This is a genomic window from Nocardioides sp. (genome assembly GCF_035697785.1).
In the GTDB taxonomy this organism is placed as follows: domain Bacteria; phylum Actinomycetota; class Actinomycetes; order Propionibacteriales; family Nocardioidaceae; genus Nocardioides_B.
The window spans coordinates 1-20,798 of the sequence record NZ_DASSCL010000067.1 but is presented as its reverse complement, the minus strand read 5'-3'; the positions used below and the strand labels follow the sequence as shown (position 1 = coordinate 20,798).

The 20,798-nt window shown below is 70.7% G+C and carries 24 protein-coding genes, 1 tRNA gene and 1 pseudogene; 23 read left to right on the top strand and 3 right to left on the bottom strand.

Features of this window, described 5'->3' with window-relative positions:
• The first annotated feature begins 111 nt into the window (after positions 1 to 111).
• The 5 genes from VFH10_RS06855 (at position 112) to VFH10_RS06835 (ending at position 4,309) form a co-directional block, all read left to right on the top strand.
• The gene (locus VFH10_RS06855) at positions 112 to 879 is read left to right on the top strand and encodes an IclR family transcriptional regulator (protein WP_325127262.1); all 768 of its coding nucleotides are present in this window, start codon (positions 112 to 114) and stop codon (positions 877 to 879) included.
• Positions 880 to 962: 83 nt separating this feature from the next.
• Positions 963 to 2,240: a phosphopyruvate hydratase gene (eno, locus tag VFH10_RS06850; protein ID WP_325127260.1), complete on the top strand. Its 1,278-nt coding sequence runs from the start codon at positions 963 to 965 to the stop codon at positions 2,238 to 2,240.
• A gap of 148 nt (positions 2,241 to 2,388) precedes the next feature.
• Positions 2,389 to 2,880 (top strand): septum formation initiator family protein, encoded by a 492-nt coding sequence (locus tag VFH10_RS06845; protein WP_325127258.1) that lies wholly within the window; start codon positions 2,389 to 2,391, stop codon positions 2,878 to 2,880.
• The gene (locus VFH10_RS06840) at positions 2,877 to 3,386 is read left to right on the top strand and encodes a DUF501 domain-containing protein (protein ID WP_325127256.1); all 510 of its coding nucleotides are present in this window, start codon (positions 2,877 to 2,879) and stop codon (positions 3,384 to 3,386) included. Before VFH10_RS06845 ends, VFH10_RS06840 begins: the two co-directional genes overlap by 4 nt.
• Positions 3,383 to 4,309: a Ppx/GppA phosphatase family protein gene (locus tag VFH10_RS06835; RefSeq protein ID WP_325127254.1), complete on the top strand. Its 927-nt coding sequence runs from the start codon at positions 3,383 to 3,385 to the stop codon at positions 4,307 to 4,309. Before VFH10_RS06840 ends, VFH10_RS06835 begins: the two co-directional genes overlap by 4 nt.
• Before the next feature lie 27 nt (positions 4,310 to 4,336).
• Here the strand turns inward: VFH10_RS06835 and VFH10_RS06830 are convergent, their stop codons facing one another.
• The gene (locus VFH10_RS06830; RefSeq protein WP_325127252.1) at positions 4,337 to 4,840 is read right to left on the bottom strand and encodes a hypothetical protein; all 504 of its coding nucleotides are present in this window, start codon (positions 4,838 to 4,840) and stop codon (positions 4,337 to 4,339) included.
• A 284-nt stretch (positions 4,841 to 5,124) separates the two neighbouring features.
• On the opposite strand from VFH10_RS06830, the gene VFH10_RS06825 reads away from it, so the two are divergent.
• The 7 genes from VFH10_RS06825 to VFH10_RS06795 all read left to right on the top strand — a co-directional run bounded on the left by VFH10_RS06825 (position 5,125) and on the right by VFH10_RS06795 (position 9,423).
• Positions 5,125 to 5,403 (top strand): hypothetical protein, encoded by a 279-nt coding sequence (locus VFH10_RS06825; RefSeq protein WP_325127250.1) that lies wholly within the window; start codon positions 5,125 to 5,127, stop codon positions 5,401 to 5,403.
• A gap of 64 nt (positions 5,404 to 5,467) precedes the next feature.
• Positions 5,468 to 6,322 (top strand): uracil-DNA glycosylase, encoded by an 855-nt coding sequence (locus VFH10_RS06820; RefSeq protein ID WP_325127248.1) that lies wholly within the window; start codon positions 5,468 to 5,470, stop codon positions 6,320 to 6,322.
• Between the two features lie 5 nt (positions 6,323 to 6,327).
• Positions 6,328 to 6,846, top strand: coding sequence for a glycine cleavage system protein R (locus tag VFH10_RS06815; RefSeq protein ID WP_325127245.1), 519 nt, complete (start codon positions 6,328 to 6,330; stop codon positions 6,844 to 6,846).
• Entirely contained in the window at positions 6,843 to 7,421 is a 579-nt protein-coding gene (locus tag VFH10_RS06810; protein WP_325127243.1) for a peptide deformylase, read from the top strand. The genes VFH10_RS06815 and VFH10_RS06810 overlap by 4 nt, the downstream gene beginning before the upstream one ends.
• 8 nt (positions 7,422 to 7,429) lie before the next feature.
• Positions 7,430 to 7,502, top strand: a tRNA-Leu gene (locus VFH10_RS06805).
• Positions 7,503 to 7,654: 152 nt separating this feature from the next.
• On the top strand, positions 7,655 to 8,131 hold the full coding sequence (locus VFH10_RS06800) for a TrkA C-terminal domain-containing protein (protein WP_325127241.1): 477 nt from the start codon (positions 7,655 to 7,657) through the stop codon (positions 8,129 to 8,131).
• Positions 8,128 to 9,423, top strand: a complete 1,296-nt coding sequence (locus tag VFH10_RS06795) for an ArsB/NhaD family transporter (RefSeq protein WP_325127239.1) — start codon at positions 8,128 to 8,130, stop codon at positions 9,421 to 9,423. Before VFH10_RS06800 ends, VFH10_RS06795 begins: the two co-directional genes overlap by 4 nt.
• Positions 9,424 to 9,427: 4 nt before the next feature.
• Here the strand turns inward: VFH10_RS06795 and VFH10_RS06790 are convergent, their stop codons facing one another.
• On the bottom strand, positions 9,428 to 10,957 hold the full coding sequence (locus tag VFH10_RS06790; RefSeq protein ID WP_325127237.1) for an AMP-binding protein: 1,530 nt from the start codon (positions 10,955 to 10,957) through the stop codon (positions 9,428 to 9,430).
• A gap of 116 nt (positions 10,958 to 11,073) precedes the next feature.
• Between VFH10_RS06790 and VFH10_RS06785 the strand changes: the two genes are divergently transcribed.
• The 3 genes from VFH10_RS06785 to VFH10_RS06775 all read left to right on the top strand — a co-directional run bounded on the left by VFH10_RS06785 (position 11,074) and on the right by VFH10_RS06775 (position 12,745).
• Positions 11,074 to 11,487, top strand: a complete 414-nt coding sequence (locus VFH10_RS06785; RefSeq protein WP_325127236.1) for a phage holin family protein — start codon at positions 11,074 to 11,076, stop codon at positions 11,485 to 11,487.
• Entirely contained in the window at positions 11,484 to 11,720 is a 237-nt protein-coding gene (locus VFH10_RS06780) for a DUF3618 domain-containing protein (protein ID WP_325127234.1), read from the top strand. Before VFH10_RS06785 ends, VFH10_RS06780 begins: the two co-directional genes overlap by 4 nt.
• A 161-nt stretch (positions 11,721 to 11,881) precedes the next feature.
• Positions 11,882 to 12,745 carry a Bax inhibitor-1/YccA family protein gene (locus tag VFH10_RS06775; protein ID WP_325127232.1) on the top strand — a complete coding sequence of 288 codons (864 nt, stop codon included), beginning with the start codon at positions 11,882 to 11,884 and terminating at the stop codon, positions 12,743 to 12,745.
• A 76-nt stretch (positions 12,746 to 12,821) separates the two neighbouring features.
• Here VFH10_RS06775 and VFH10_RS06770 read toward each other — a convergent pair whose 3' ends face one another.
• Entirely contained in the window at positions 12,822 to 13,844 is a 1,023-nt protein-coding gene (locus VFH10_RS06770; protein ID WP_325127230.1) for an SGNH/GDSL hydrolase family protein, read from the bottom strand.
• An 87-nt stretch (positions 13,845 to 13,931) separates the two neighbouring features.
• Here VFH10_RS06770 and VFH10_RS06765 point away from each other — a divergent pair, with 87 nt between their 5' ends.
• The 8 genes and pseudogenes from VFH10_RS06765 to VFH10_RS06730 all read left to right on the top strand — a co-directional run.
• A complete protein-coding gene (locus VFH10_RS06765) occupies positions 13,932 to 15,317 on the top strand; it encodes a cystathionine beta-synthase (RefSeq protein ID WP_325127228.1) in 1,386 nt (461 codons plus the stop codon).
• Positions 15,318 to 15,525: 208 nt separating this feature from the next.
• Entirely contained in the window at positions 15,526 to 15,753 is a 228-nt protein-coding gene (locus VFH10_RS06760) for a hypothetical protein (protein ID WP_325127226.1), read from the top strand.
• Complete coding sequence (gene frdA / locus VFH10_RS06755) at positions 15,746 to 17,500, top strand: fumarate reductase (quinol) flavoprotein subunit (RefSeq protein ID WP_325127225.1); 1,755 nt, start codon at positions 15,746 to 15,748, stop codon at positions 17,498 to 17,500. The genes VFH10_RS06760 and frdA overlap by 8 nt, the downstream gene beginning before the upstream one ends.
• A 2-nt stretch (positions 17,501 to 17,502) precedes the next feature.
• The gene (locus VFH10_RS06750; RefSeq protein WP_325127223.1) at positions 17,503 to 18,255 is read left to right on the top strand and encodes a succinate dehydrogenase/fumarate reductase iron-sulfur subunit; all 753 of its coding nucleotides are present in this window, start codon (positions 17,503 to 17,505) and stop codon (positions 18,253 to 18,255) included.
• Positions 18,252 to 18,641 (top strand): fumarate reductase subunit C, encoded by a 390-nt coding sequence (locus VFH10_RS06745; RefSeq protein WP_325127221.1) that lies wholly within the window; start codon positions 18,252 to 18,254, stop codon positions 18,639 to 18,641. The genes VFH10_RS06750 and VFH10_RS06745 overlap by 4 nt, the downstream gene beginning before the upstream one ends.
• 49 nt (positions 18,642 to 18,690) lie before the next feature.
• Positions 18,691 to 19,032 (top strand): fumarate reductase subunit FrdD, encoded by a 342-nt coding sequence (gene frdD / locus VFH10_RS06740; RefSeq protein WP_325127219.1) that lies wholly within the window; start codon positions 18,691 to 18,693, stop codon positions 19,030 to 19,032.
• Between the two features lie 164 nt (positions 19,033 to 19,196).
• Positions 19,197 to 20,018 (top strand): hypothetical protein, encoded by an 822-nt coding sequence (locus VFH10_RS06735; RefSeq protein WP_325127217.1) that lies wholly within the window; start codon positions 19,197 to 19,199, stop codon positions 20,016 to 20,018.
• 419 nt (positions 20,019 to 20,437) lie between these two features.
• Positions 20,438 to 20,798, top strand: a pseudogene (locus VFH10_RS06730) (collagen-like protein); the annotation flags it as partial.

Below are 20,798 nucleotides of genomic sequence, written 5' to 3'. Positions count from 1 at the left end.
CTCCTTCCACCATGCGGAAGTGATCTTCTACACTTCGGAACCTAAACCCGCCGTCGAGGGTGGTCAACAGTCTCGGAGGGTGAAGTGGCCGGTGGGCAGCACGATGCCGATGTGCAACGGGAGTCGCGCGGAGCGGTCCAGTCCGTCAGTCGCGCGTTCGAGGTGCTCGAGACGCTCGCCGAGCACGGCCCGCTCACCCTGTCCCGCCTCGCCACCGAGTCCGGGCTCCCGCTCAGCACCGTGCACCGGCTCGTCGGCAGCCTGGGCGCCCTCGGCTACGTCCGGGTGGGGGCGGACAAGCGCTACATGCTCGCCCCCCGGCTGATCCACCTGGGCGAGCGGTCCGCACGGACGCTGTCGCGGTGGGCGGTGCCGCACCTCGCCCCGCTCGTCGACGAGCTCGGCGAGACCGCCAACCTCGCCATGCTCGACGGCGACCACGTCGTCTACGTCGCACAGGTGCCGTCGCGACACAGCATGAGGATGTTCACCGAGGTCGGCCAGCACGTGCTGCCGCACTGCACGGCGGTGGGCAAGGCGCTGCTCGCCGAGCTGTCCGGCGCCGAGGTCGGTTCGCGGGTGCGGCGCACCGGCCTGCCCGCACGCACCGAGCGCACCTTGACCACCCTCGAGGACCTGGACGCGGAGCTCGAAAAGGTCCGGACGCGGGGGTACGCCGTCGACGACGGAGAGCAGGAGGTCGGGGTCCGCTGCGTGGCGGTCGCGGTCCGCGACTCCGTGCTGCCGCTGGCGATGTCGGTGTCCGGGCCCGCGACCCGGCTGACCGACGAGGTCGTGGAGCGGGCGGTCCCCGCGCTCCGCGCCGCGACCGAGGCCCTCGCCAGGGACCTCTCCGGCTCCGGCCGGCCAGCGGGCTGACCACGGGGCGAGCCGTCGCGGCGACGCGGCCCGTCGCCGTTAGGCTGGGGCGCGTTCGTCATCCCCTGGTACTAGGAGCATGCGTGGCCACCATCGAAGCCGTCGGCGCCCGCGAGATCCTCGACTCGCGAGGCAACCCCACCGTCGAGGTCGAGGTGGCCCTCGACGACGGCACGATCGGTCGCGCGGCCGTCCCGTCCGGTGCGTCCACGGGCGCCTTCGAGGCGGTGGAGCTGCGCGACGGCGGCAAGCGCTACCTCGGCAAGGGAGTCGGGAAGGCGGTCGACGGGGTGCTCGACGTGATCGGTCCGGAGCTGGTCGGCTTCGAGGCCTCGGAGCAGCGCCTCGTCGACCAGCGCCTGCTCGACCTCGACGGCACCCCCAACAAGGCCAAGCTCGGCGCCAACGCGATCCTCGGCGTCTCCCTGGCGGTCGCCCGGGCCGCCGCCGACTCCGCCGGCCTGCCGCTCTTCAGGTACGTCGGAGGGCCCAACGCACACCTGCTGCCGGTGCCGATGATGAACATCCTCAACGGCGGCGCGCACGCCGACACCGGCGTCGACGTCCAGGAGTTCATGGTCGCCCCGATCGGCGCCCCCACGTTCCGCGAGGCGCTCCAGCAGGGCGCCGAGGTGTACCACGCGCTGAAGTCGGTGCTGAAGGAGAACGGCCTCGCCACCGGGCTCGGCGACGAGGGCGGCTTCGCCCCCGACCTGGCCAGCAACCGGGCGGCGCTGGACCTGATCTCCACCGCGGTCGAGAAGACGGGTCTCAAGGCCGGCGACGACATCGTGTTCGCGCTCGACGTCGCGGCCACCGAGTTCTGGTCCGACGGCGGCTACACGTTCGAGGGCGCCACCAAGTCGAGCGACGAGATGATCGCCTACTACAGCGAGCTCGCGTCGTCGTACCCGATCGTCTCCATCGAGGACCCGCTCAACGAGGAGGACTGGGAGGGCTGGAAGGCCATGACCGCCTCGCTCGGGGAGAAGGTGCAGCTCGTCGGTGACGACCTGTTCGTGACGAACGTCGAGCGCCTCGGACGCGGCATCGACGAGAAGTCGGCCAACGCCCTGCTGGTCAAGGTCAACCAGATCGGCTCGCTGACCGAGACCCTCGACTCCGTCGACCTCGCGCACCGCAACGGCTTCCGCTGCATGATGAGCCACCGTTCCGGCGAGACCGAGGACACCACGATCGCCGACCTCGCGGTCGCCACCAACTGCGGCCAGATCAAGACCGGCGCCCCGGCCCGGTCTGAGCGGGTCGCGAAGTACAACCAGCTGCTCCGCATCGAGGAGGAGCTCGACGACGCCGCCCGGTACGCCGGTCGCGGCGCCTTCCCGCGCTACACCGCCTGACCGACCGTCACCGACACCGAACGCCGCACCGGACGCCGCAGGGAGGATCATGGCCGGCCACCGCCCGACGTCGCGGGGAGCGCGCCCCCGGGCAGCCGGGAGCAACGGGCGTCCCCGCAGCGGGCCTTCCCGCCCCGGTGCCCCCCGGGTGCGGGCCCAAGCAGCCGGCCGCCCGGCCGCGCCGCGGCGTCCGCGGTTCACGGGGCGGGCCGCGATCCTGGTGCTGGTGCTGGCCGTGCTGATGGTGTCCTACGCGTCGAGCATGCGTGCCTACCTCGAGCAGCGGCACCACCTCGACACCCTCGCGGACAGCATCGCGACCTCCGAGGCCAACATCGCCGAGCTGGAGCGCGAGAAGGCGCGGTGGGAGGACCCGGCCTACGTGCGCTCGCAGGCGCGTGAGCGCTTCGGCTGGGTGCTTCCCGGCGAGATCGGCTACCAGGTGATCGACGAGGACGGCAAGCCGCTCGGTCACGACGACTCGCTGACCGACGCGGCGGCGCCGTCGGAGGAGGACGAGCGTCCCGAGTGGTGGCAGGCGGCCTGGGAGAGCATGGAGGTCGCCGGCAACCCCGAGGAGCTGGCGCAGCAGCCGGAGCCCGCCGACCGGATCCGGGTCCCGAAGCGGCAGACACGTTGATAGCGCCTCGCGACGAGGCGGTCATCGGGGCGCAGCTCGGACGGCCGCCCCGCTCGATCCACGGCATCGGGCACCGCTGCCCCTGCGGCAACCCCGACGTGGTCGCCACCGAGCCGCGGCTCGACGACGGGACGCCGTTCCCGACGACGTTCTACCTGACGTGTCCGCGCGCCTCGTCGCTGATCGGCACCCTCGAGGCGTCCGGGCTGATGAAGGAGATGACCGACCGGCTGGAGTCGGACCCCGAGCTGGCGGCGGCCTACCGGCGCGCCCACGAGCAGTACCTGGCCTACCGCGAGGCGATCGGGCACGTCCCGGAGATCGCCGGCGTGTCCGCCGGCGGGATGCCGACCCGGGTCAAGTGCCTGCACGTGCTCGCCGGCCAAGCGCTGGCGCAGGGTCCGGGCGTGAACCCGCTCGGCGACGAGGTCGTCGACGCGCTCGGCGAGTTCTGGGCGGCAGGTCCGTGCGTCGATCCCGTCGAGACCCCGGACGAGGCCCCGTGACGCGCGTCGGCGCGATCGACTGCGGCACCAACACGATCAAGCTGCTCGTCGCCGACCTCGACACGACCACCGGTGAGGAGTACGTGCTGGCCCGGGAGGTGCGGATCGTCCGGCTCGGTCAGGGCGTGGACCGCACCGGTCGCCTGGCCGAGGAGGCGGTGGCCCGCACCCTGGCTGCCGTGGACGAGTACGCCGCGCTGCTCGACGAGCACCGGGTCGACGCGCTCAGGTTCTGCGCGACCTCGGCGAGCCGCGACGCGTCCAACGCGGCCGAGTTCAGGGCCGCGGTGCGCCAGCGGCTCGGCGTCGAGCCGGAGGTGCTCTCGGGCGACGAGGAGGCTGCGCTGTCGTACGACGGCGCGACCCGGTCGCTCCGGTCCGCCACCGAGCTGTCGCGGCCCTTCCTGGTCGTCGACATCGGCGGCGGCTCCACCGAGCTGGTGCTCGGCGACGGCGAGGTCGAGGCGGCCCGGTCGCTCGACATCGGGTCGGTGCGGATGACCGAACGGCTGATGCCGTCCGACCCGCCGACGGCGGACGAGGTGAGCGCGGCGACCACCGCGATCGACGAGGCCCTCGACACCCTCCCCGACGCCGGGGTCGAGCCCGCTCGGGCCGGCACCGTCATCGGGGTCGCCGGCACCGTCACCACGGTCGCGGCGCTGCTCAAGGGGCTCGACCACTGGGACCGCGCGGTCATCCACCACGCGACGTTCCCGGTCGGTGACGTGCATGAACTGACCGAGCGGCTGCTCGGCATGACGACGGCCGAACGGGTGGCGATCCACGTGCCCGAGGGCCGGGCCGACGTGATCGGGGCCGGCGCCCTGGTGCTCGACCGGGTGCTCCGGCGTACCGGCGTGACCTCGTTGCTGGTCTCAGACGCCGACATCCTCGACGGCATCGCCTGGTCCCGAGCCTAGGGAACGGTCTGCGAGCGACACCAAGCCTCACTGGATCCGGACCAGGATCCGGCCTGTGCCGTCGTTCTCGTTGAACTCGGTGGCGATACCGGTCATCCCGGTGAACCGACCCGTCCCGCCGGTGACGGCGATCCGGTTGACCTCGGCGTCCGTCGACAGCAGCGCCGACCCGATCAGGGTCCCGCCGGGTAGTCGGTAGACGCCGGTGCACAACAGCGGGGTATTGCCCGGGCTGGTGCCACGGTTGGTGATCACGCAGGTGGCGTGCAGAGCGCCCAGGCGCCGGTCGCCCTTGAACAGCCGGTTCTTGAGCACGAAGTAGTCGCCGGGGCCGGGCGGCGACGTCTCCGAGGCGGCCGCCGGCGGCACGTCGACCAGCTTGAAGCTCGCCGGCTCGAACCGCATCGTGAAGACGGAGGCGTCGTCGGCGCCCGTCGCGGTCGACTGGTGACCGGCCAGGACCAGCAGGGGCACCGCCGCGAGGGCGGCGCCGACGGCAAGGGTGCGAATAGGGGATCTGAGCAGGGGCATGACGACTTCCCGATCGGAGGGGTCCACGGTGGCCCCCTCTCGCACGGTAGGACCCTCCAGGTGTGGCGACCATCCACAGGACGTGCCACCCCGGGTAGTCAGTACCGCGGACGAACGCGGCAAACCGCGCGTTCGCCGTGGGCTTCAGTCCTGCGTCACCGTCGTCGACATCATCGGGCATCGCCAGGTCCTGCGGCCGGTCCCGTGTCGGCGCGACCCCGAGGGTTGCCGATCGTCGCAGTGGGTACTCGGTGGATGACCGACATCGCGACGAAGGAGCGAACATGAAGAAGCTGACCCTGCTCGCCGCGGGTGCGGTGGGATACGTCCTCGGCACACGCGCCGGCCGCGAGCGTTACGAGCAGATCAAGGCCGGCGCCAGCAAGATCGCGTCCGACCCGCGCGTGCGCTCCAAGGCCGCCGACGCCGGCCACGCCATCAAGGAGCAGGCACCGGTCGTCAAGGACAAGGTCGTCGACGCCGCGTCCACCGCCAAGGACAAGATGCACGGCAGCAACGGCAGCACGTCCGACACCACCGGCACGCCCACCACCACGGTGTAGCACGGACGGTGTAGGACGCCCACCCGAGCACGGGCCGGGCCGCGGACCCCTGGAGGATGGGGCCATGGCTCGGCCCGTTTCACGTCCGCACCCGGTGACCGGTCGGCCGTTTCCGAGCCCCGTACCGCCGGGGACCGGCTGGCCCGAGGACCCCGCCGCGCCCGAGACACCCGTCGCCCGGACGCCTGCCGCCGTACGCCGGGCCGCCGCCACCGCCACGCTCGATGAGCTGGGGGCCGCGGTGTCGGTCTGCCGGGCCTGCGACCGCCTCGTCCGGTGGCGCGAGGACGTCGCACGGGACAAGCGGGCGTCGTTCGCCGACCAGCCCTACTGGGGGCGGCCGATCGCGGGCTGGGGCGACCCGGCCCCGGGCGTGCTCATCATCGGCCTGGCGCCGGCCGCCCACGGAGGCAACCGGACCGGCCGGATCTTCACCGGCGACCGCTCCGGCGACTGGCTCTTCGCGTCCCTGCACCGGGTCGGGCTCGCCGTCCAGGAGACCTCGCTGCACGCGGGCGACGGCCAGCGGCTCGTCAACGCCCGCATGGTCGCCACGGTGCGCTGCGCCCCGCCGGACAACAAGCCGACGACGGAGGAGCGCGACACCTGCGCCCCGTGGCTGCTCCGCGAGGTCGCGCTGGTGGAGCCGAGCGTGCGTGCCGTCGTCTGCCTCGGGTCCTACGGCTGGGACGCCGCGCTCCGGGTGCTCCGGGAGGCCGGCTACACGATCCCGCGGCCCAAGCCGCGGTTCGGCCATGCTGCCGAGGCCGTGCTGACCGCGCCGGACGGGCGCGACGTGCACCTGCTGGGCAGCTACCACCCGTCGCAGCAGAACACCTTCACCGGCAAGCTCACCGAGCCGATGCTCGACGCCGTGCTCGGACGCGCGGCGGCGCTGGGTCGAGGGGTGGAAGACTGACCGCCGTGACTCTCCAGGCCATCACCGTCCTCGGCCACGACCGGCCCGGGATCATCGCCGAGACCACGCGGATCCTCGCCGACCTCGGGCTCAACCTCGAGGACTCGACGATGACGCTGCTGCGCGGCCACTTCGCGATGACGCTGATCTGCGCCGGGGACACCGGCTCCGCCGACGTCGAGGCCGCACTCGCCCCGCTCACGGCCGACGACACGCTGATGGTCGCCGTGCGTGAGGTGCCCGTGGAGTCGGTGCCCGAGGCGGTGGGCGCGTCCTACGTGCTGACCGTGCACGGCGGTGACCGCCCCGGGATCGTGTCCCGCGTGGCCGGCGAGGTCGCCCGGGTCGGCGGCAACATCACCGACCTGACCACCCGGTTGGCAGGTGAGCTGTACATCCTCGTCGCCGAGGTAGACCTCCCGGCCGCCGCCGACGTCGACGTGCTCCAGGAGTCGCTGCGGGCGGCGGCCGCCGACCTCGGCGTCGGTGTCACCCTGCGCGAGGTGGAGAGCGACGAGCTGTGAGCGCCGAGTCGGACGCGCGGCTCGTCGACGACGCGGTCGGGCGCTGGACCGAGTCGGCGCTCGGCGTCGAGGGGCGGGTGCTCGACGTCGTGCGCGCGCCGGCCGGTGTGCTCTCCACGGCCGGCGAGGAGGTGGACCCGGCCGCCACCGACGTCGTACGGCTGGCGGCGGACCTGGTCGCCACCATGCGGGTCTCGCCGGGGTGCGTCGGGCTGGCCGCACCGCAGGTCGGGGTGAACGCGAAGGTCTTCTGCGTCGACGTGACCGACCACCCCAAGACCCGCAGCCATCACGGCACGTTCGTGCTGTGCAACGCGGTCGTCGTCACGTCGTCCCGGAACGAGAGGGCGCGCGAGGGCTGCATGAGCGTGCCGGACCTCACCGGCGACGTGAAGCGGGCCGCTCGCGTGTTGGTGCGCGGCGCGTTGCCGGGCTCGGGTGCGCCGGTCGAGCTCGCGGCCGAGGCGTTCGAGGCACGAGCGCTCCAGCACGAGATCGACCACTGCGAGGGACTGTTGTTCCTCGACCGGGTGGCCGGTGCGCACGCGATCCACCCTCGCAAGACCTATCTTTGATCGCGCTCGCCCCCGTAGCCCAATGGCAGAGGCAGAGGTCTTAAACACCTCTCAGTGTGAGTTCGAGTCTCACCGGGGGCACTGCGTCGGCCCTGCTGCGCGGAAATGGGTGGCACCACCCATTCAGTCACGGCCCCGGGGCCCGTTGACTTGACGCATGGGCCGCCGCCGTTCGTTGACCCACTGCCACGACGGCGTCCAGCCCAGCCCGCACCCACGAGGTGGAAGCACCGATGGGACCCGCTGAGCTCGAGCTGGCCGTCTCCGCCGGGATGCTCTGCGCGGCTGTGGGCTTCACCGTCGGCCTGGCGATCGGCCGCGGCCGGCAGCCCCGCTGGAACGAGAAGGGCAGCTTCGTCCACAAGGTCTCCATCGGGTTCGCGACCCTCGACCGGCTCGATGCCGTGCTGCTCCGCTTCGAGGTCGAGCCGGAGTCGCGGTTGGCCGGGGTGGAGGTGGACGAGCTCCGCCTGCCCACTGGGTCGACCGTCGCTCTCGTCACCCGGGGGTCGAAGGTCTTCGTGCCCGGCGGGTCGACCGTGCTCCGGACGGGTGACCAGGTCCTCGCGGTGACCGCCCGCGACCGGGTCGGCGAGGTGGAGGACCGACTGCGCTCGGTCAGCCGGTTCGGGCGGCTGGCCGGCTGGTACGAGAGACTCGAGCCGACCATCGCCGGCCGAGACCGCGACGTACGGCGGAGACCGGCGTGATCCTCACGTCCGCCGCCATCTCCGTCTTCATCGTCAGCTACGCCCTCATCGCGACCGAGCGGGTCCACCGGGTTGCCGCCGCGCTCGGGGGCGTGGCCGCGATGATCGTGATCGGCCTGGTCGACGCCGAGACGGCGTTCTTCGACCAGGAGACCGGCATCGACTGGAACGTCATCTTCCTGCTCTTCGGGATGATGGTGATCGTCGGCGTCCTCAAGCAGACCGGGCTCTTCGAGTTCCTGGCGCTGTGGGCGGCCCGGAGATCGGACGGGCACCCCTACCGGCTGCTGGTGCTCCTGGTGCTGGTCACCGCCACCGTCTCGCCGATCCTGGACAACGTCACCTGCGTGCTGCTCGTCGCCCCCGTGACCCTCTCGGTCTGCCGCCGGCTCGGGCTGCCCCCGGCGCCGTACCTGATCTCCCTGATCCTGGCCTCCAACATCGGCGGTACCGCGACCCTCATCGGCGACCCGCCCAACATCATCATCGGCAGCCGGGCCGGGTTGAGCTTCGACGACTTCCTGGTCCACTCCCTTCCGCTCACGGTCGTCCTGCTCGGCGGCTTCCTGCTGCTGGCGCGGCTGCTGTTCCGCCGCCAGCTGACGACCCCGGTCGACGTCGACGGCCGGCTGGGCGACCTCGACCCGCGAGCCGCCATCACCAACATGCGGCTGCTGGTCCGCTGCCTGGTCGTGCTGGGACTCGTCATGGTCGCGTTCGGGCTGCACACGGTGCTCCACCTCGACCCGTCGATGGTCGCGATGATGGGCGCCGGCGCGGCCGTGCTGGTCTCCCGCACCACGCCGGAGGAGTTCCTCGAGGAGGTGGAGTGGGGCACGCTCGCCTTCTTCATGGCGCTCTTCGTGCTCGTCGGGTCGCTGGTGAAGGTCGGTGTCATCGGCGAGCTCGGCGAGCTGGCCGCGGGCGCCATGGGCGACCGCGAGCTGCTCGGGGCCACCGCCTTGCTCTTCGGATCGGGCCTGATCGGTGCCTTCGTCGACAACATCCCCTACACCACCGCGATGGTGCCGATCGTCGAGGACATGGTCGCGGCCACGCCGTCCTCCGGACCCGAGAGCCCGCTCTGGTGGGCGTTCGTCTTCGGCGCCGACCTCGGCGGCAACGCCACCGCCGTGGCCGCCGGCGCCAACGTCGTGGTGCTGGGCATCGCGGCCAAGGCCGGGGAACCGATCAGCTTCTGGGGCTTCACGAAGTACGGCGTCGTGGTGACCGTGGCCACGCTCGCCGTCGCCTGGCTCTACGTGTACCTGCGCTACTTCGCGATGACGTGACGGGTCAGTGTCCCGACCCTCGGCGCCGGAGCTCGAACTTCTGGATCTTGCCGGTCGCCGTCTTCGGCAGCGGGCCGAACACGACATGCTTCGGGGCCTTGAAGTGGGCGATCCGTGAACGTACGAAGTCGACCAGCTCCGCCTCCGTCACGTCGTCACCGGACGCGGTGAGCGTCACGTAGGCCACCGGGACCTCCCCCCACTTCTCGTCCGGGTGCGCGACCACGGCCGACTCGCTCACCGCCGGATGCTCGGCGAGCACCCGCTCGACCTCGATCGAGGAGATGTTCTCGCCGCCGGAGATGATGATGTCCTTCGCCCGGTCCTGGAGCTGGTAGTAGCGGTCGTCGTGCTGAACGCCGAGGTCCCCGGTGCGGAACCGGGTGCTGGCGACAGACGCACGCGCGGTCGCCTGCTCGTCGCGGTAGTAGCCCGCCATCACGGTGTTGCCCTCCACGGTCACCTCGGCCAGCCCACGGGCGTCCCCCTCGACGGCCTCCAGCACGACCGAGGACGAGATGATGTTCGGAATCCCCTGCCGGGACAGGCGATCCGCCTGCTCGTCCTCGCCGAGCGCGTCCCACTCCGGCTGCCACTCGCAGATCAGCGAAGGTCCGTAGGTCTCGGTCAGGCCGTAGAGGTGCACGACGTGCAGTCCGAGCTGCTCGGCACGGCGGATCAGGGCCGGGGTCGGCGGCGCGCCGCCAGTGGCGACCGTGAGCGGGTGCTCGACGCGCGCCGCCGCCGCGGACGTCAGCAGACCGGTCAGCAGGGTGGGCGCCGCACAGAAGTGGGTGACCCGTTCGGTGCGGATCAGGTCCCAGAGCCGCTCCGGATCGGTGGTGTCCGTGCACAGCGACGTCGCGCCGGCCGCGGCCACCGCCCACGGGAACGCCCAGCCGTTGCAGTGGAACATCGGCAGCGTCCACAGGTAGACCGAGTCCAGCCCGAGGCGCAGGTGGTAGGCCATCGCGAGTGCCTGCAGCGCGGCGCCGCGGTGCCGGTACATCACCCCCTTGGGCGCCCCGGTCGTCCCGCTCGTGTAGTTGAGGGTGATCAGCCCGAGCTCGTCGGTCACCGGGTGCCGGGTCGGCACCTCGCCCGGGCTGGCGGCCATCGCGTCGTCGCCGGGCACGACCGGCACGTCGAGTCCCGTGACCGCCTCCCCGGCGAGGCCGGCCAGCGCCGGCTCCGTGAGGAGCAGCCGCGGCTCGGCGTGGCGCAGGATGCCGTTGAGCTCACCACCGGCCAGCCGGTGGTTGAGTGCGACGAGCGTCGCGGCGGCGTACGGCACGGCGAAGTGGGCGAGCAGGCTGAGCGGGACGTTGCGGGCCAGCAGGGCGACCCGGTCGCCGGGTCGCACACCCTGGTCACGCAGGTGCGCCGCCAGCCTGCGGACCTGCCCGCGCATCTCGTCGTACGACGTGGTGGCACCCTCGAACCGGTAGGCCACCCGCTCCGGGAAGTAGTCGGCGGCCCGGTCCAGCTGGGCCAGCGGTGTCAGTGGGGCGACCCCCATCAGCTGCTGCGACATCGCGCTCCTTCGGTGGACCGGCATCGACCGTCTCCACCCTGTCAGACCGCGGCCGAGGCCCGGTATGACCCGGGACGCGCAGGTTTACCATCCGGTGACCTGGGCACGGGTCAGACATGTCCGAGACCCAGCAAACCAGCACCGCCCAGGACCCCACCCTCGGCGCCCTGGTCCATGACCTCAGCGAGCAGACCAGCGCACTGGTCCGCAGCGAGGTCGAGCTCGCCAAGGCCGAGCTCGCCGCGAAGGGGAAGGCCGCCGGCATCGGCGCGGGTCTGTTCGGCGCCGCCGGGCTGCTCGGTGTCTTCGGCGCCGGCGTCCTGATCACCACAGCCATCCTCGCCCTGGCGCTGGTCCTGCCCGCCTGGGCGGCCGCACTCATCGTGGCCGTCGTGCTCCTCGCAGCGGCCGGCATCGCGGCCCTCCTCGGCAAGGGCAAGGTGAGCGAGGCGACCCCGGCCGCGCCCGAGCGCGCGGTCGAGGGTGTCAAGCAGGACGTCGAGACGATCAAGGGAGGCCACCCCGCATGAGCGACACCATCGCCGCGAAGGAGCGCGAGGTCGAGCGCAACCGCGAGCAGCTCGCCCAGACCGTCGACGCCCTGCACGACAAGCTCGACGTGAAGGCGAAGGCACAGGCCCGACTGCGCGAGACCAAGGACCGCGCCACCACCGCCGACGGCAAGCCGAAGCCGGTGGTCATGGCCGGCGCCGCGGCCGTCGTCGCCGGAGTCGTCGGCCTGATCTGGTGGCGGCGCCACTAGGGGTGCCGCCGGCCCCATCGGGACCACCTGCACCGCGGGTCACGGGAACACCGGCCCGGCCGCGCACGTTGAACGTGCGAAGGGTCCGTACGATAAGAGTGCAGACCCGCGGGATCTCTCCAGACGGGGGAGACCTCAGGCCTCCAAGGAGGAGACCACAGATGCAGAGCAGCAACCCGGTGTTCGCGCGCTCAGAGGGCTTCAACGGTCGCGGCAGTAGCAGCGGAATGCGCTACCCCGGACAGAACGCTCCTCAGGCGCCGCAGTACGACCAGTCGGCGTACACCCAGACGCAGTACGGCGGCGGCACGCCGCCGACCCAGACGCCGGTGGGCACCGGTCGGATGACCATCGACTCGGTGGTGCAGAAGACCGGGATCAGCCTCGGCATCGTGATCGTCGTGGCGGTCGCTACCTGGATCATGACGGGCCCGATCGACAACCCGGACACGCTGACCACGCTCTACATGCTCTCCATGGTCGGTGCGCTCGGCGGCTTCGCGCTGGCGATGGTGAACTCGTTCAAGCGGGTCATCTCGCCGGCCCTGGTGATCGCCTACGCGGCGCTCGAAGGAGTGTTCGTCGGCGCGTTCAGCAAGGCGATCGAGGCGCAGTTCGGCGACGGTCTCGTGATGGGCGCGGTGATCGGCACCTTCGCGGCGGTCGCCGGCACGCTCGCGGCGTACAAGTTCTTCAACATCCGCGTGAGCAACAAGTTCCGCAAGTGGACCGTCGCCGCGCTGTTCGGCTTCGTCGCGGTGTCGCTGTTCGACTTCGTGCTCAGCTTCTTCCAAGCCGACTTCGGCATCAACGGCTTCGGCGGGCTCGGCCTGGTGATGAGCTTCATCGGACTCGGGCTGGGTGTGCTCATGCTGATCCTCGACTTCGACTTCGTCGAGCGGGGCATCGAGGCCGGTCTTCCCGAGCAGGAGTCCTGGCGCGCGGCCTTCGGCCTCACCGTCACCATCATCTGGATCTACATCGAGCTGCTGCGGATCCTCGCGATCCTCCGCGGCAACGACTGACCGCGACCCAGGCGGCCGTCCGCTCGAGCAGCGAGGGCCCCGAGGCGAGAGCCTCGGGGTCCTCGCCTTTCCTGCCTCAGGACGTGGCCGGCTCGGAGACCTCGGTCGACTCCGGTGCCTCGAGCTCCGGCTCGGCGTGCCGCCGCCGGCGGCGGATCTGCACCCAGCGGCCGAGCGTGCCGCGGGTGCTGCCGCCGACCTCGGTGCCGTCGATCTCGGTGCCGGGCACCTTGGCCGCCTCCACCGCTGCACGCGAGATCGGTAGCACCGTCTCGCCGCGTGCGGCCTCGAGCACGAGCTCCTCGTCGGGGATGACGCCCACCGCGGCGAGGATCGACGGCAGCAGCGCGGACGCCATGCTGGAGTAGCCGGCCGCTGACGGGTGGAACCGGTCGGGGCCGAACAGCTCCTTGGGGGTGGCCGCGAACTCCGGGCCGAGGATCGAGCCCAGCGACACGGTGCGACCGCCCGCCTCGACGACGGCGATGGCCTGAGCGGCGGCCAGTCGGCGCGACCAGTGCCGGGCCACCTGCCGTAGCGGCGGAGCGATGGGCTCGACGGTGCCGAGGTCGGGACAGGTGCCGACGACGACCTCGACGCCGGCCTCTCTCAGTCGGCGTACCGCCTCGGAGAGCAGCCGCACGGACTCCGACGGGAGTCGCCGATGGGTCACGTCGTTGGTGCCGACCAGGATCAATGCCACGTCCGGCCCGACCGGGAGCGCCTCGTCGATCTGCCGGGTCAGGTCCCGAGTCTGCGCGCCGACGAAGGCCACGGAATGCAGGTAGACACGGCGTCCCGCGGCCTCGGCCAGCCCGGACGCGAGGTGCGCGCCGGGCGTCTGCTCGACGCTGTCGACGCCGTACCCGGCGGCCGAGGAGTCGCCGAGCAGCGCGAGCTTGAGCGCGGGACCGGTGCGCCCGTGGCCGTACCAGCCCGTCGCCGACGGCGGCTCGCCCTTGGCGGTTCCGATCGAGCGGCGGGCGAGCAGCGCCTCGGCGTGCAGCAGGCCGTAGAGCGAGGCGCCCACGAGTGAGAGGCCACCGCCACCGTACGCGGCGGCAGCCGCCAGCTTCCGTGCCGCAGCCGCCTTCCCCACGTCACCAACCATATGGGGCTGGCCCAGTGCGCGTGGGCAAACCGACGGCCTGACCGGGCGTTCGATGTCACGCCCTAGAGTTGCCCCGTGGACTACGTGAACTCGCTCCTCGACCTGGTGGGCAACACCCCGCTGCTCCGTCTCTCGAAGACGACCGACGGCGCCGGGCCCCTCGTTCTCGCGAAGATCGAGTACCTCAACCCCGGCGGCTCGGTGAAGGACCGGATCGCGCTGCGCATGGTCGAGGCCGCCGAGGAGGACGGTTCGCTCAAACCCGGCGGCACCATCGTCGAGCCGACCTCCGGCAACACCGGCGTGGGCCTCGCGATGGTCGCTCAGGCCAAGGGCTACAAGTGTGTGTTCGTCTGCCCCGACAAGGTGAGCGAGGACAAGCGCAACGTGCTCAAGGCGTACGGCGCCGAGGTTGTCGTCTGCCCGACGGCGGTCGCGCCGGAGCACCCGGACTCCTACTACAACGTGTCCGACCGTCTGGTGACGGAGATCGACGGAGCCTGGAAGCCCGACCAGTACTCCAACATCAACAACCCCCGCTCCCACTACGAGACGACCGGCCCGGAGATCTGGGAGCAGACCGAGGGCAAGGTCACGCACTTCGTCACCGGCGTCGGCACCGGCGGAACGATCAGCGGGATCGGCAAGTACCTCAAGGAGAAGAACCCGTCGGTGCAGATCGTCGGCGCCGACCCGCACGGCTCGGTGTACTCCGGCGGCACCGGTCGGCCGTACCTCGTGGAGGGCGTCGGTGAGGACTTCTGGCCGACGACGTACGACCGCGACATCGCCGACCGGATCATCGAGGTCTCCGACGCCGACTCGTTCTCGATGACGCGGCGGCTGGCCCGCGAGGAGGCGCTGCTCGTCGGCGGCTCGTCCGGCATGGCGGCGTACGCCGCGGTCCAGCTCGCGCACGAGCTCGACGGCACGCCCGAGGGTGAGGACGCGGTCATCGTGGTGCTGCTGCCGGACTCCGGCCGCGGCTACCTGACCAAGGTGTTCAACGACGAGTGGCTCGGGCAGTACGGCTTCCTCCCGCCGACCGGCGAGCAGACGGTGGGGGAGGTGCTGCGCAGCAAGAAGGGCGAGATCCCCGCGCTGGTGCACACGCACCCGACCGAGACCATCGCCGAGGCGATCCACATCCTGCAGGAGTACGGCGTCTCGCAGATGCCGGTCGTGCGTGCCGAGCCGCCCATCGTCGCCGCCGAGGTGGCCGGGTCGGTCTCCGAGCGGGCCCTCCTCGACGCCCTGTTCTCCGGGCACGCGAAGCTGGTCGACCAGGTCGAGGACCACATGGACGCCGCGCTGCCCACCATCGGCTCCAACGAACCCGTCTCCGACGCCGTGAGCGAGCTCGAGAGCGCCGACGCCCTGCTGGTGCAGGAGGACGGCAAGCCGATCGGGGTCATCACGCGTCAGGACCTGCTCGCGTACCTCGCCACGTCTGCGTCCTGACCCGGGGGGGCCAATTACCACGGTCCCGTGGTAATCCACCCGTTCCCCCTGTGAACTCACCCCGGGAAGGGGCAGATCGCCACGGGGAGTGCACTCGGATCGCGTCCGGTGACGCCGTCCACGCGAGGCTCCGCTCTTCCCAAGTCGCCGCGTACGGAGCAATCTTGGGGTGGGCGTCCGGTGGGCCCCGGCGCCCGGGAGGTGCACGGTGACGTCAACCATCACCCGGTTCGCGGCGACAGCCGCGCCCTGCGGCCGCTCCCAGACGGGGGAACGCTCGGTGTCCGAGGACGAGCAAGGGCTGATCACCGAGGAGGTGACCTACGCCTGCGGCTGCCGCAGCTACAAGGAGGAGTTCCACGACGGCAGCGTCCACCGCATGGTGGTCAACCACCGAGGCAAGGTGATCCTCGAGGAGGAGCTGCGTGGTGAGTGACGGCGACTTCGCCGCCACGCACGACGTGCTCATGGTCGGCGGGGGTGGGGCCGGCCTGCGCGCAGCCATCGCCATCGCCGAGACGAACCCGCGCCTCGACGTGGCCGTCGTGTCGAAGGTCTACCCGATGCGCAGCCACACCGTGTCCGCGGAGGGCGGCGCCGCCGGGGTCATCGCCGAGGGGGACACGCTCGACGAGCACGCCTACGACACCATCTCGGGCAGCGACTGGCTCGGCGACCAGGACGCAATCGAGGCGTTCGTCCAGGAGGCGCCGCGCGAGCTCCTACAGCTCGAGCACTGGGGCTGTCCGTGGAGCAGGCAGCCCGACGGTCACGTCGCCGTCCGGGCCTTCGGTGGCATGAAGAAGATGCGCACCTGGTTCGCCGCCGACAAGACCGGCTTCCACATGCTGCACGCGCTCTTCCAGACGTCGCTGAAGTTCGACCGGTTGACCCGGTACGACGAGGGTTTCGTCACCAAGCTGCTCGTGGACGACGGCCGGGTGCACGGCGTGGTCGCCGTCGAGCTCGCCACCGGCAAGATCCACACGATCGGCGCGAAGGCAGTCATCCTGTGCACCGGCGGCTGCGGCAAGGTCTTCCCGTTCACGACGAACGCCAACATCAACACCGGCGACGGGATGGCGCTCGCCTACCGCGCCGGCGCACCGCTGAAGGACATGGAGTTCGTCCAGTACCACCCGACCGGCCTCCCGTTCACCGGCATCCTCATCACCGAGGCCGCCCGCGCCGAAGGCGGTTGGCTGCTCAACGGCGACGGCTACCGGTACCTCCAGGACTACGACCTGGGCACCCCCTCGCCGACACCGGTAATGCGCAGCATGGAGCTCGGGCCGCGCGACCGCCTCTCCCAGGCGTTCGTGCACGAGGTCGAGAAGGGCCGCACCAGCGACTCGCCGTACGGCCCGATCGTGCACCTCGACCTGCGCCACCTCGGTGCGAAGCTGATCGACGCCAAGCTGCCGTTCGTGCGTGAGCTGTGTCTGAAGTACGAGCGCATCGACCCGGTGCACGAGCTCGTGCCGGTGCGCCCGGTCGTGCACTACATGATGGGCGGCGTCCACACCGACATCCACGGCGCGACGCCGATCGCCGGCTTGTACGCCGCCGGTGAGACCGCGTGCGTGAGCATCAACGGCGCCAACCGGCTCGGGTCGAACTCGTTGCCCGAGCTGCTGGTGTTCGGCGCCCGGGCCGGGCGGGCCGCGGCCGAGTACGCCGGGAGCGCCGGGATCGCCCCAGCCGCCGTACGCGCCCAGGCCGCCGACGAGATCCACCGGCTCGAGCGCGACCTGCTCGGCAACCGCGACGGCACCGAACGGGTCTCGGCGATCCGCGACGAGATGCAGTCGACGATGGAGGACAGCGCGGGCATCTACCGCAGCGGCCCCTCGATGGCCGAGGGCGCGGAGACCCTGGCCGAGCTGCAGCAGAGGATGGCCAAGGTCGGGGTCGCGGACACCAGCCGGTCGTTCAACACCGAGCTGGTCGCGGCGCTCGAGCTGGCCAACATGCTCGACATCGCCGAGTGCATGCTGCGGTCGGGGCTGGAGCGCGAGGAGTCCCGGGGCGCGCACCAGCGCACCGACTTCCCCAAGCGCGACGACGAGCGGTTCCTCACCCACCAGCTGGTGCTTCGCGGCCCCGACGGCTCGCCGCGCGTCGACACGATGCCGGTGACGATCACGCGGTGGCCACCGGGCGAACGGGTCTACGGGAGGTAGCCATGACCGAACCCCAGCAGAGCATCGGTCTGCGGGTCTCGAGGTACCGCCCGGAGACCGACGACGCGCCCGGTTGGCAGGAGTACGACGTACCGCTCCGCGACGAGTGGACCGTCCTCGATGCGCTCAACCACGTCAAGAACGAGGTCGACCCGACCCTGTCCTTCCGGTGGTCGTGCCGGATGGGGATCTGCGGCAGCTGCGGCATGAACGTCGACGGTGAGCCCCGGCTGACGTGCGGCACGTTCCTGGTCGACCACCTGCCGGGGCCGGTGCGGGTGGAGCCGCTGGCCAACTTCCACGTCGCTCGCGACCTTGTCATCGACATGACCGACTTCATGGAGAAGCTGCCGAGGGTCAAGCCGTGGATCATCCGCGACGAGGAGATGTCCGTCGATGACGGCGAGTACCTCCAGACCCCCGAGGAGCTCGACGCCTACAAGCAGTTCAGCATGTGCATCAACTGCATGCTCTGCTACGCCGCCTGTCCCGTGTACGGCCTCGACCCCGACTTCATCGGGCCGGCCGCGATCGCGCTTGCCGAGCGCTACGACCTCGACTCGCGCGACCACGGCGCCCGGGAACGCCTCGACGTGCTCATCGAGCACGAGGGCGTGTGGGGCTGCACGTTCGTCGGCGAGTGCACGAAGGTGTGCCCCAAGCACGTCGATCCGGCCGGCGCCATCCAGCGCTACAAGCTGAAGGCGGCCAAGGAGTCGGTGAAGGCGGTCCTGCTGCCGAGGGGCGCGCGATGAGCGAGGTGCGCGCCTACCGGCGCACGCTGTCGACCTGGTGGTGGGTGCGCAAGCCGTCGTACTTCCTGTTCGTGATGCGCGAGCTCAGCAGCATCTTCGTGGCCTGGTTCGTGCTGTACCTGCTGCTGCTGATCGCCGCCGTCGGACGAGGCGACGCGGCGTACCAGGACTTCCTCGACTTCGCCGCTCACCCGGTCGTCGTCGTGGTCAACGTGGTCGCGCTGGCCTTTGTCGTGCTGCACACCGTCACCTGGTTCAGCCTGACCCCTAAGGCGATGGCCGCGCGCATCGGTGGGCGGCCGGTGCCGCCCGCGGCGGTGATCGCGTCGCAGTACGTCGGGCTGGCCGTCGTGTCCGCGTTCGTGGTGTGGCTGGTGTCGCGATGAGCACCCCACAGAACCACTCGCTGCGCTCGCGCTTCCGCGGGGACCCCGCATGACCAAGCGACGCGTGGAGCCGTTCGTGTGGCTGATGTTCAGCGGCGGCGGCGTGCTGGCGGCGGTGTTCCTGCCGGTGCTGGCGTTCCTGTTCGCGCTGGCGTACCCGCTCGGCTGGCTGTCCCCACCGGATCACGACCACCTGAGCGCGGTGCTCGGGCACCCGCTGACCGTGCTGTTCCTGCTCGGCTTCTTCGTGCTGCTGCTCGTGCACAGCGCGCACCGGTTCCGTTACACGCTCTACGACGGCCTGCAGATCAAGGCCCGCCGCGCCACCGCGGTGCTCTGCTACGGCGCGGCCGCCGTCGGCGCGCTTGCCGCGGTCGTATTACTCGTCTGAATGCCCCAATGATTCCTCAAAGTTGGCTCTTGCCACGGGCAAGCGGGCCATGGGGGGCTAGTCCAATCAGGCCATATCCGACGCCTCCTGTGGACTAGACGTCTAGCCCGTGATGGTCTCGAAAAGTAAAGGCTCATCGGAACCTCACAAGGGGGGTCGGGACCATGTCCCTACGGAATAGTCGTGTCGTTGCCATCACTGCCGGAGCCGCGATCATCGTCGCCGCCAGCTCGTTCGGTGCAGTGGCTGCCAAACTCGTCACGTCCGCTGACATCAAGGACCAGACCATCAAGAAGATCGACATCAAGAAAGGTGGCGTCGGCGGTTCGGAGGTCAAGGACAAGTCGCTGAAGGTGAAGGACCTGAGCGACGACGCACGAGCGAAGCTCAAGGGCAACACTGGTCCCCGTGGTCCACAGGGACCGGCCGGACCGGCCGGCCCCCCCGCGGCCACTACCGTGAGCAACCTGAACGGTGCCTTCACGGCAACGAATCCGACTGTCTCGTTGACGGCGGACGGCGTCGAGTTCGGGCCATATGCAGACGGCGGCGCAGAAGGCGGGTCGCTCTGCTACAACGGCCTCAACGGTCAGTCGCTGTCGGCGGCGAGGAACCTCGTGTACCACGCCCGGTACACGTCCACCAACGACACCAACGGCGTTGGTGCCCCGTATCTGCGCATCTTCACAGGCAACTCGGCGAGCCCGAACTCGTCGATCTTCTCGCCCAACACTCAGGCGCCGGACCCTGATGTCGAGGAGGGCCCGTTCCACGAGTGGGTCGCTACGAGTGGCAGCTGGCGCTACAACGACGACGCAGGCGCCAATCCTGACATCACGTTTGCTCAGCTCGTCGCCGACCACGGCACCGAGGTGGTCACCAGCCCGGGCGTCTGCATAACGGTCGGGTTCTCCGCGGGCGTGGACCTGGCGGGGCTGCTTCGGTCGTGGGAGATCAACGGCCGGACGTTCGACTTCCGCGGCTAGCCGCCGATTTCAGCAGATCGACCCCCGGGGGTTCGTGGGAAGCGAACCCCCGGGGGTTTTGCTTGCAACGCCGAGGCCTCAGGTCGGTCCGCTGGGTCGTGTCAAGGAGCAGGATCGGGGGCCTGCTGGCCGCGGGGTCCGACTCCCGTCGTTGCCGCTTGCACAAGCGTCCTTATGTGTTGGCGTCCCGCTAGATCATTCACAACTGAGCGCGGCGCCGGGCACCCTGACCCGCTGGTTCCTGCACGCCCATCCGAGCATCGGTCGTGTCGGCACCTGAAGGTCCCAACTTCATAGCCCCTTTGGGCCATTTGTGCCCCCGGAGGCCCGGATTGGTAAAGAGCACCCCCTCGCGACGATTAGTGTTCATCTTGTCGCTTTTCGACATCAATCCATACATATCGGGGAGTCAAATCAGCATGGCACTTCGCAACAGCCGCATCACTGCCGTCGCCATCGGCGCCGCCGTCATCGTGGGCGCGAGCTCGTTCGGCGCCGTCGCCGCCAAGCTCGTCACGTCCGACGACATCAAGGACCAGACCATCCAGAAGGTCGACATCGCCAAGGACGCCGTGGGCGGCTCCGAGGTCAAGGACGGGTCGCTGAAGGCGAAGGACTTCGACGCCGATGCGCTCGCGGGCCTCAAGGGCGCCAAAGGCGACACGGGCGCCAAGGGCGACACGGGCGCCAAGGGCGACGCCGGCGCCAAGGGCGACAAGGGTGACAAGGGCGAGGACGGGATCGCCGGTGTAGCGGCGGGCGCTGGCTACGCCGGATTCC

What these genes read in the sequence shown, in the direction of transcription:
- VFH10_RS06830 (WP_325127252.1), bottom strand. Translation starts at nt 4,840, where the DNA reads ATGCCCCTGCTCAGATCCCCTATTCGCACCCTTGCCGTCGGCGCCGCC.
- VFH10_RS06825 (WP_325127250.1), top strand. Translation starts at nt 5,125, where the DNA reads ATGAAGAAGCTGACCCTGCTCGCCGCGGGTGCGGTGGGATACGTCCTC.
- VFH10_RS06820 (WP_325127248.1), top strand. Translation starts at nt 5,468, where the DNA reads ATGGCTCGGCCCGTTTCACGTCCGCACCCGGTGACCGGTCGGCCGTTT.
- VFH10_RS06800 (WP_325127241.1), top strand. Translation starts at nt 7,655, where the DNA reads ATGGGACCCGCTGAGCTCGAGCTGGCCGTCTCCGCCGGGATGCTCTGC.
- VFH10_RS06790 (WP_325127237.1), bottom strand. Translation starts at nt 10,957, where the DNA reads ATGTCGCAGCAGCTGATGGGGGTCGCCCCACTGACACCGCTGGCCCAG.
- VFH10_RS06785 (WP_325127236.1), top strand. Translation starts at nt 11,074, where the DNA reads ATGTCCGAGACCCAGCAAACCAGCACCGCCCAGGACCCCACCCTCGGC.
- VFH10_RS06780 (WP_325127234.1), top strand. Translation starts at nt 11,484, where the DNA reads ATGAGCGACACCATCGCCGCGAAGGAGCGCGAGGTCGAGCGCAACCGC.
- VFH10_RS06775 (WP_325127232.1), top strand. Translation starts at nt 11,882, where the DNA reads ATGCAGAGCAGCAACCCGGTGTTCGCGCGCTCAGAGGGCTTCAACGGT.
- VFH10_RS06750 (WP_325127223.1), top strand. Translation starts at nt 17,503, where the DNA reads ATGACCGAACCCCAGCAGAGCATCGGTCTGCGGGTCTCGAGGTACCGC.
- VFH10_RS06745 (WP_325127221.1), top strand. Translation starts at nt 18,252, where the DNA reads ATGAGCGAGGTGCGCGCCTACCGGCGCACGCTGTCGACCTGGTGGTGG.
- frdD (WP_325127219.1), top strand. Translation starts at nt 18,691, where the DNA reads ATGACCAAGCGACGCGTGGAGCCGTTCGTGTGGCTGATGTTCAGCGGC.
- VFH10_RS06735 (WP_325127217.1), top strand. Translation starts at nt 19,197, where the DNA reads ATGTCCCTACGGAATAGTCGTGTCGTTGCCATCACTGCCGGAGCCGCG.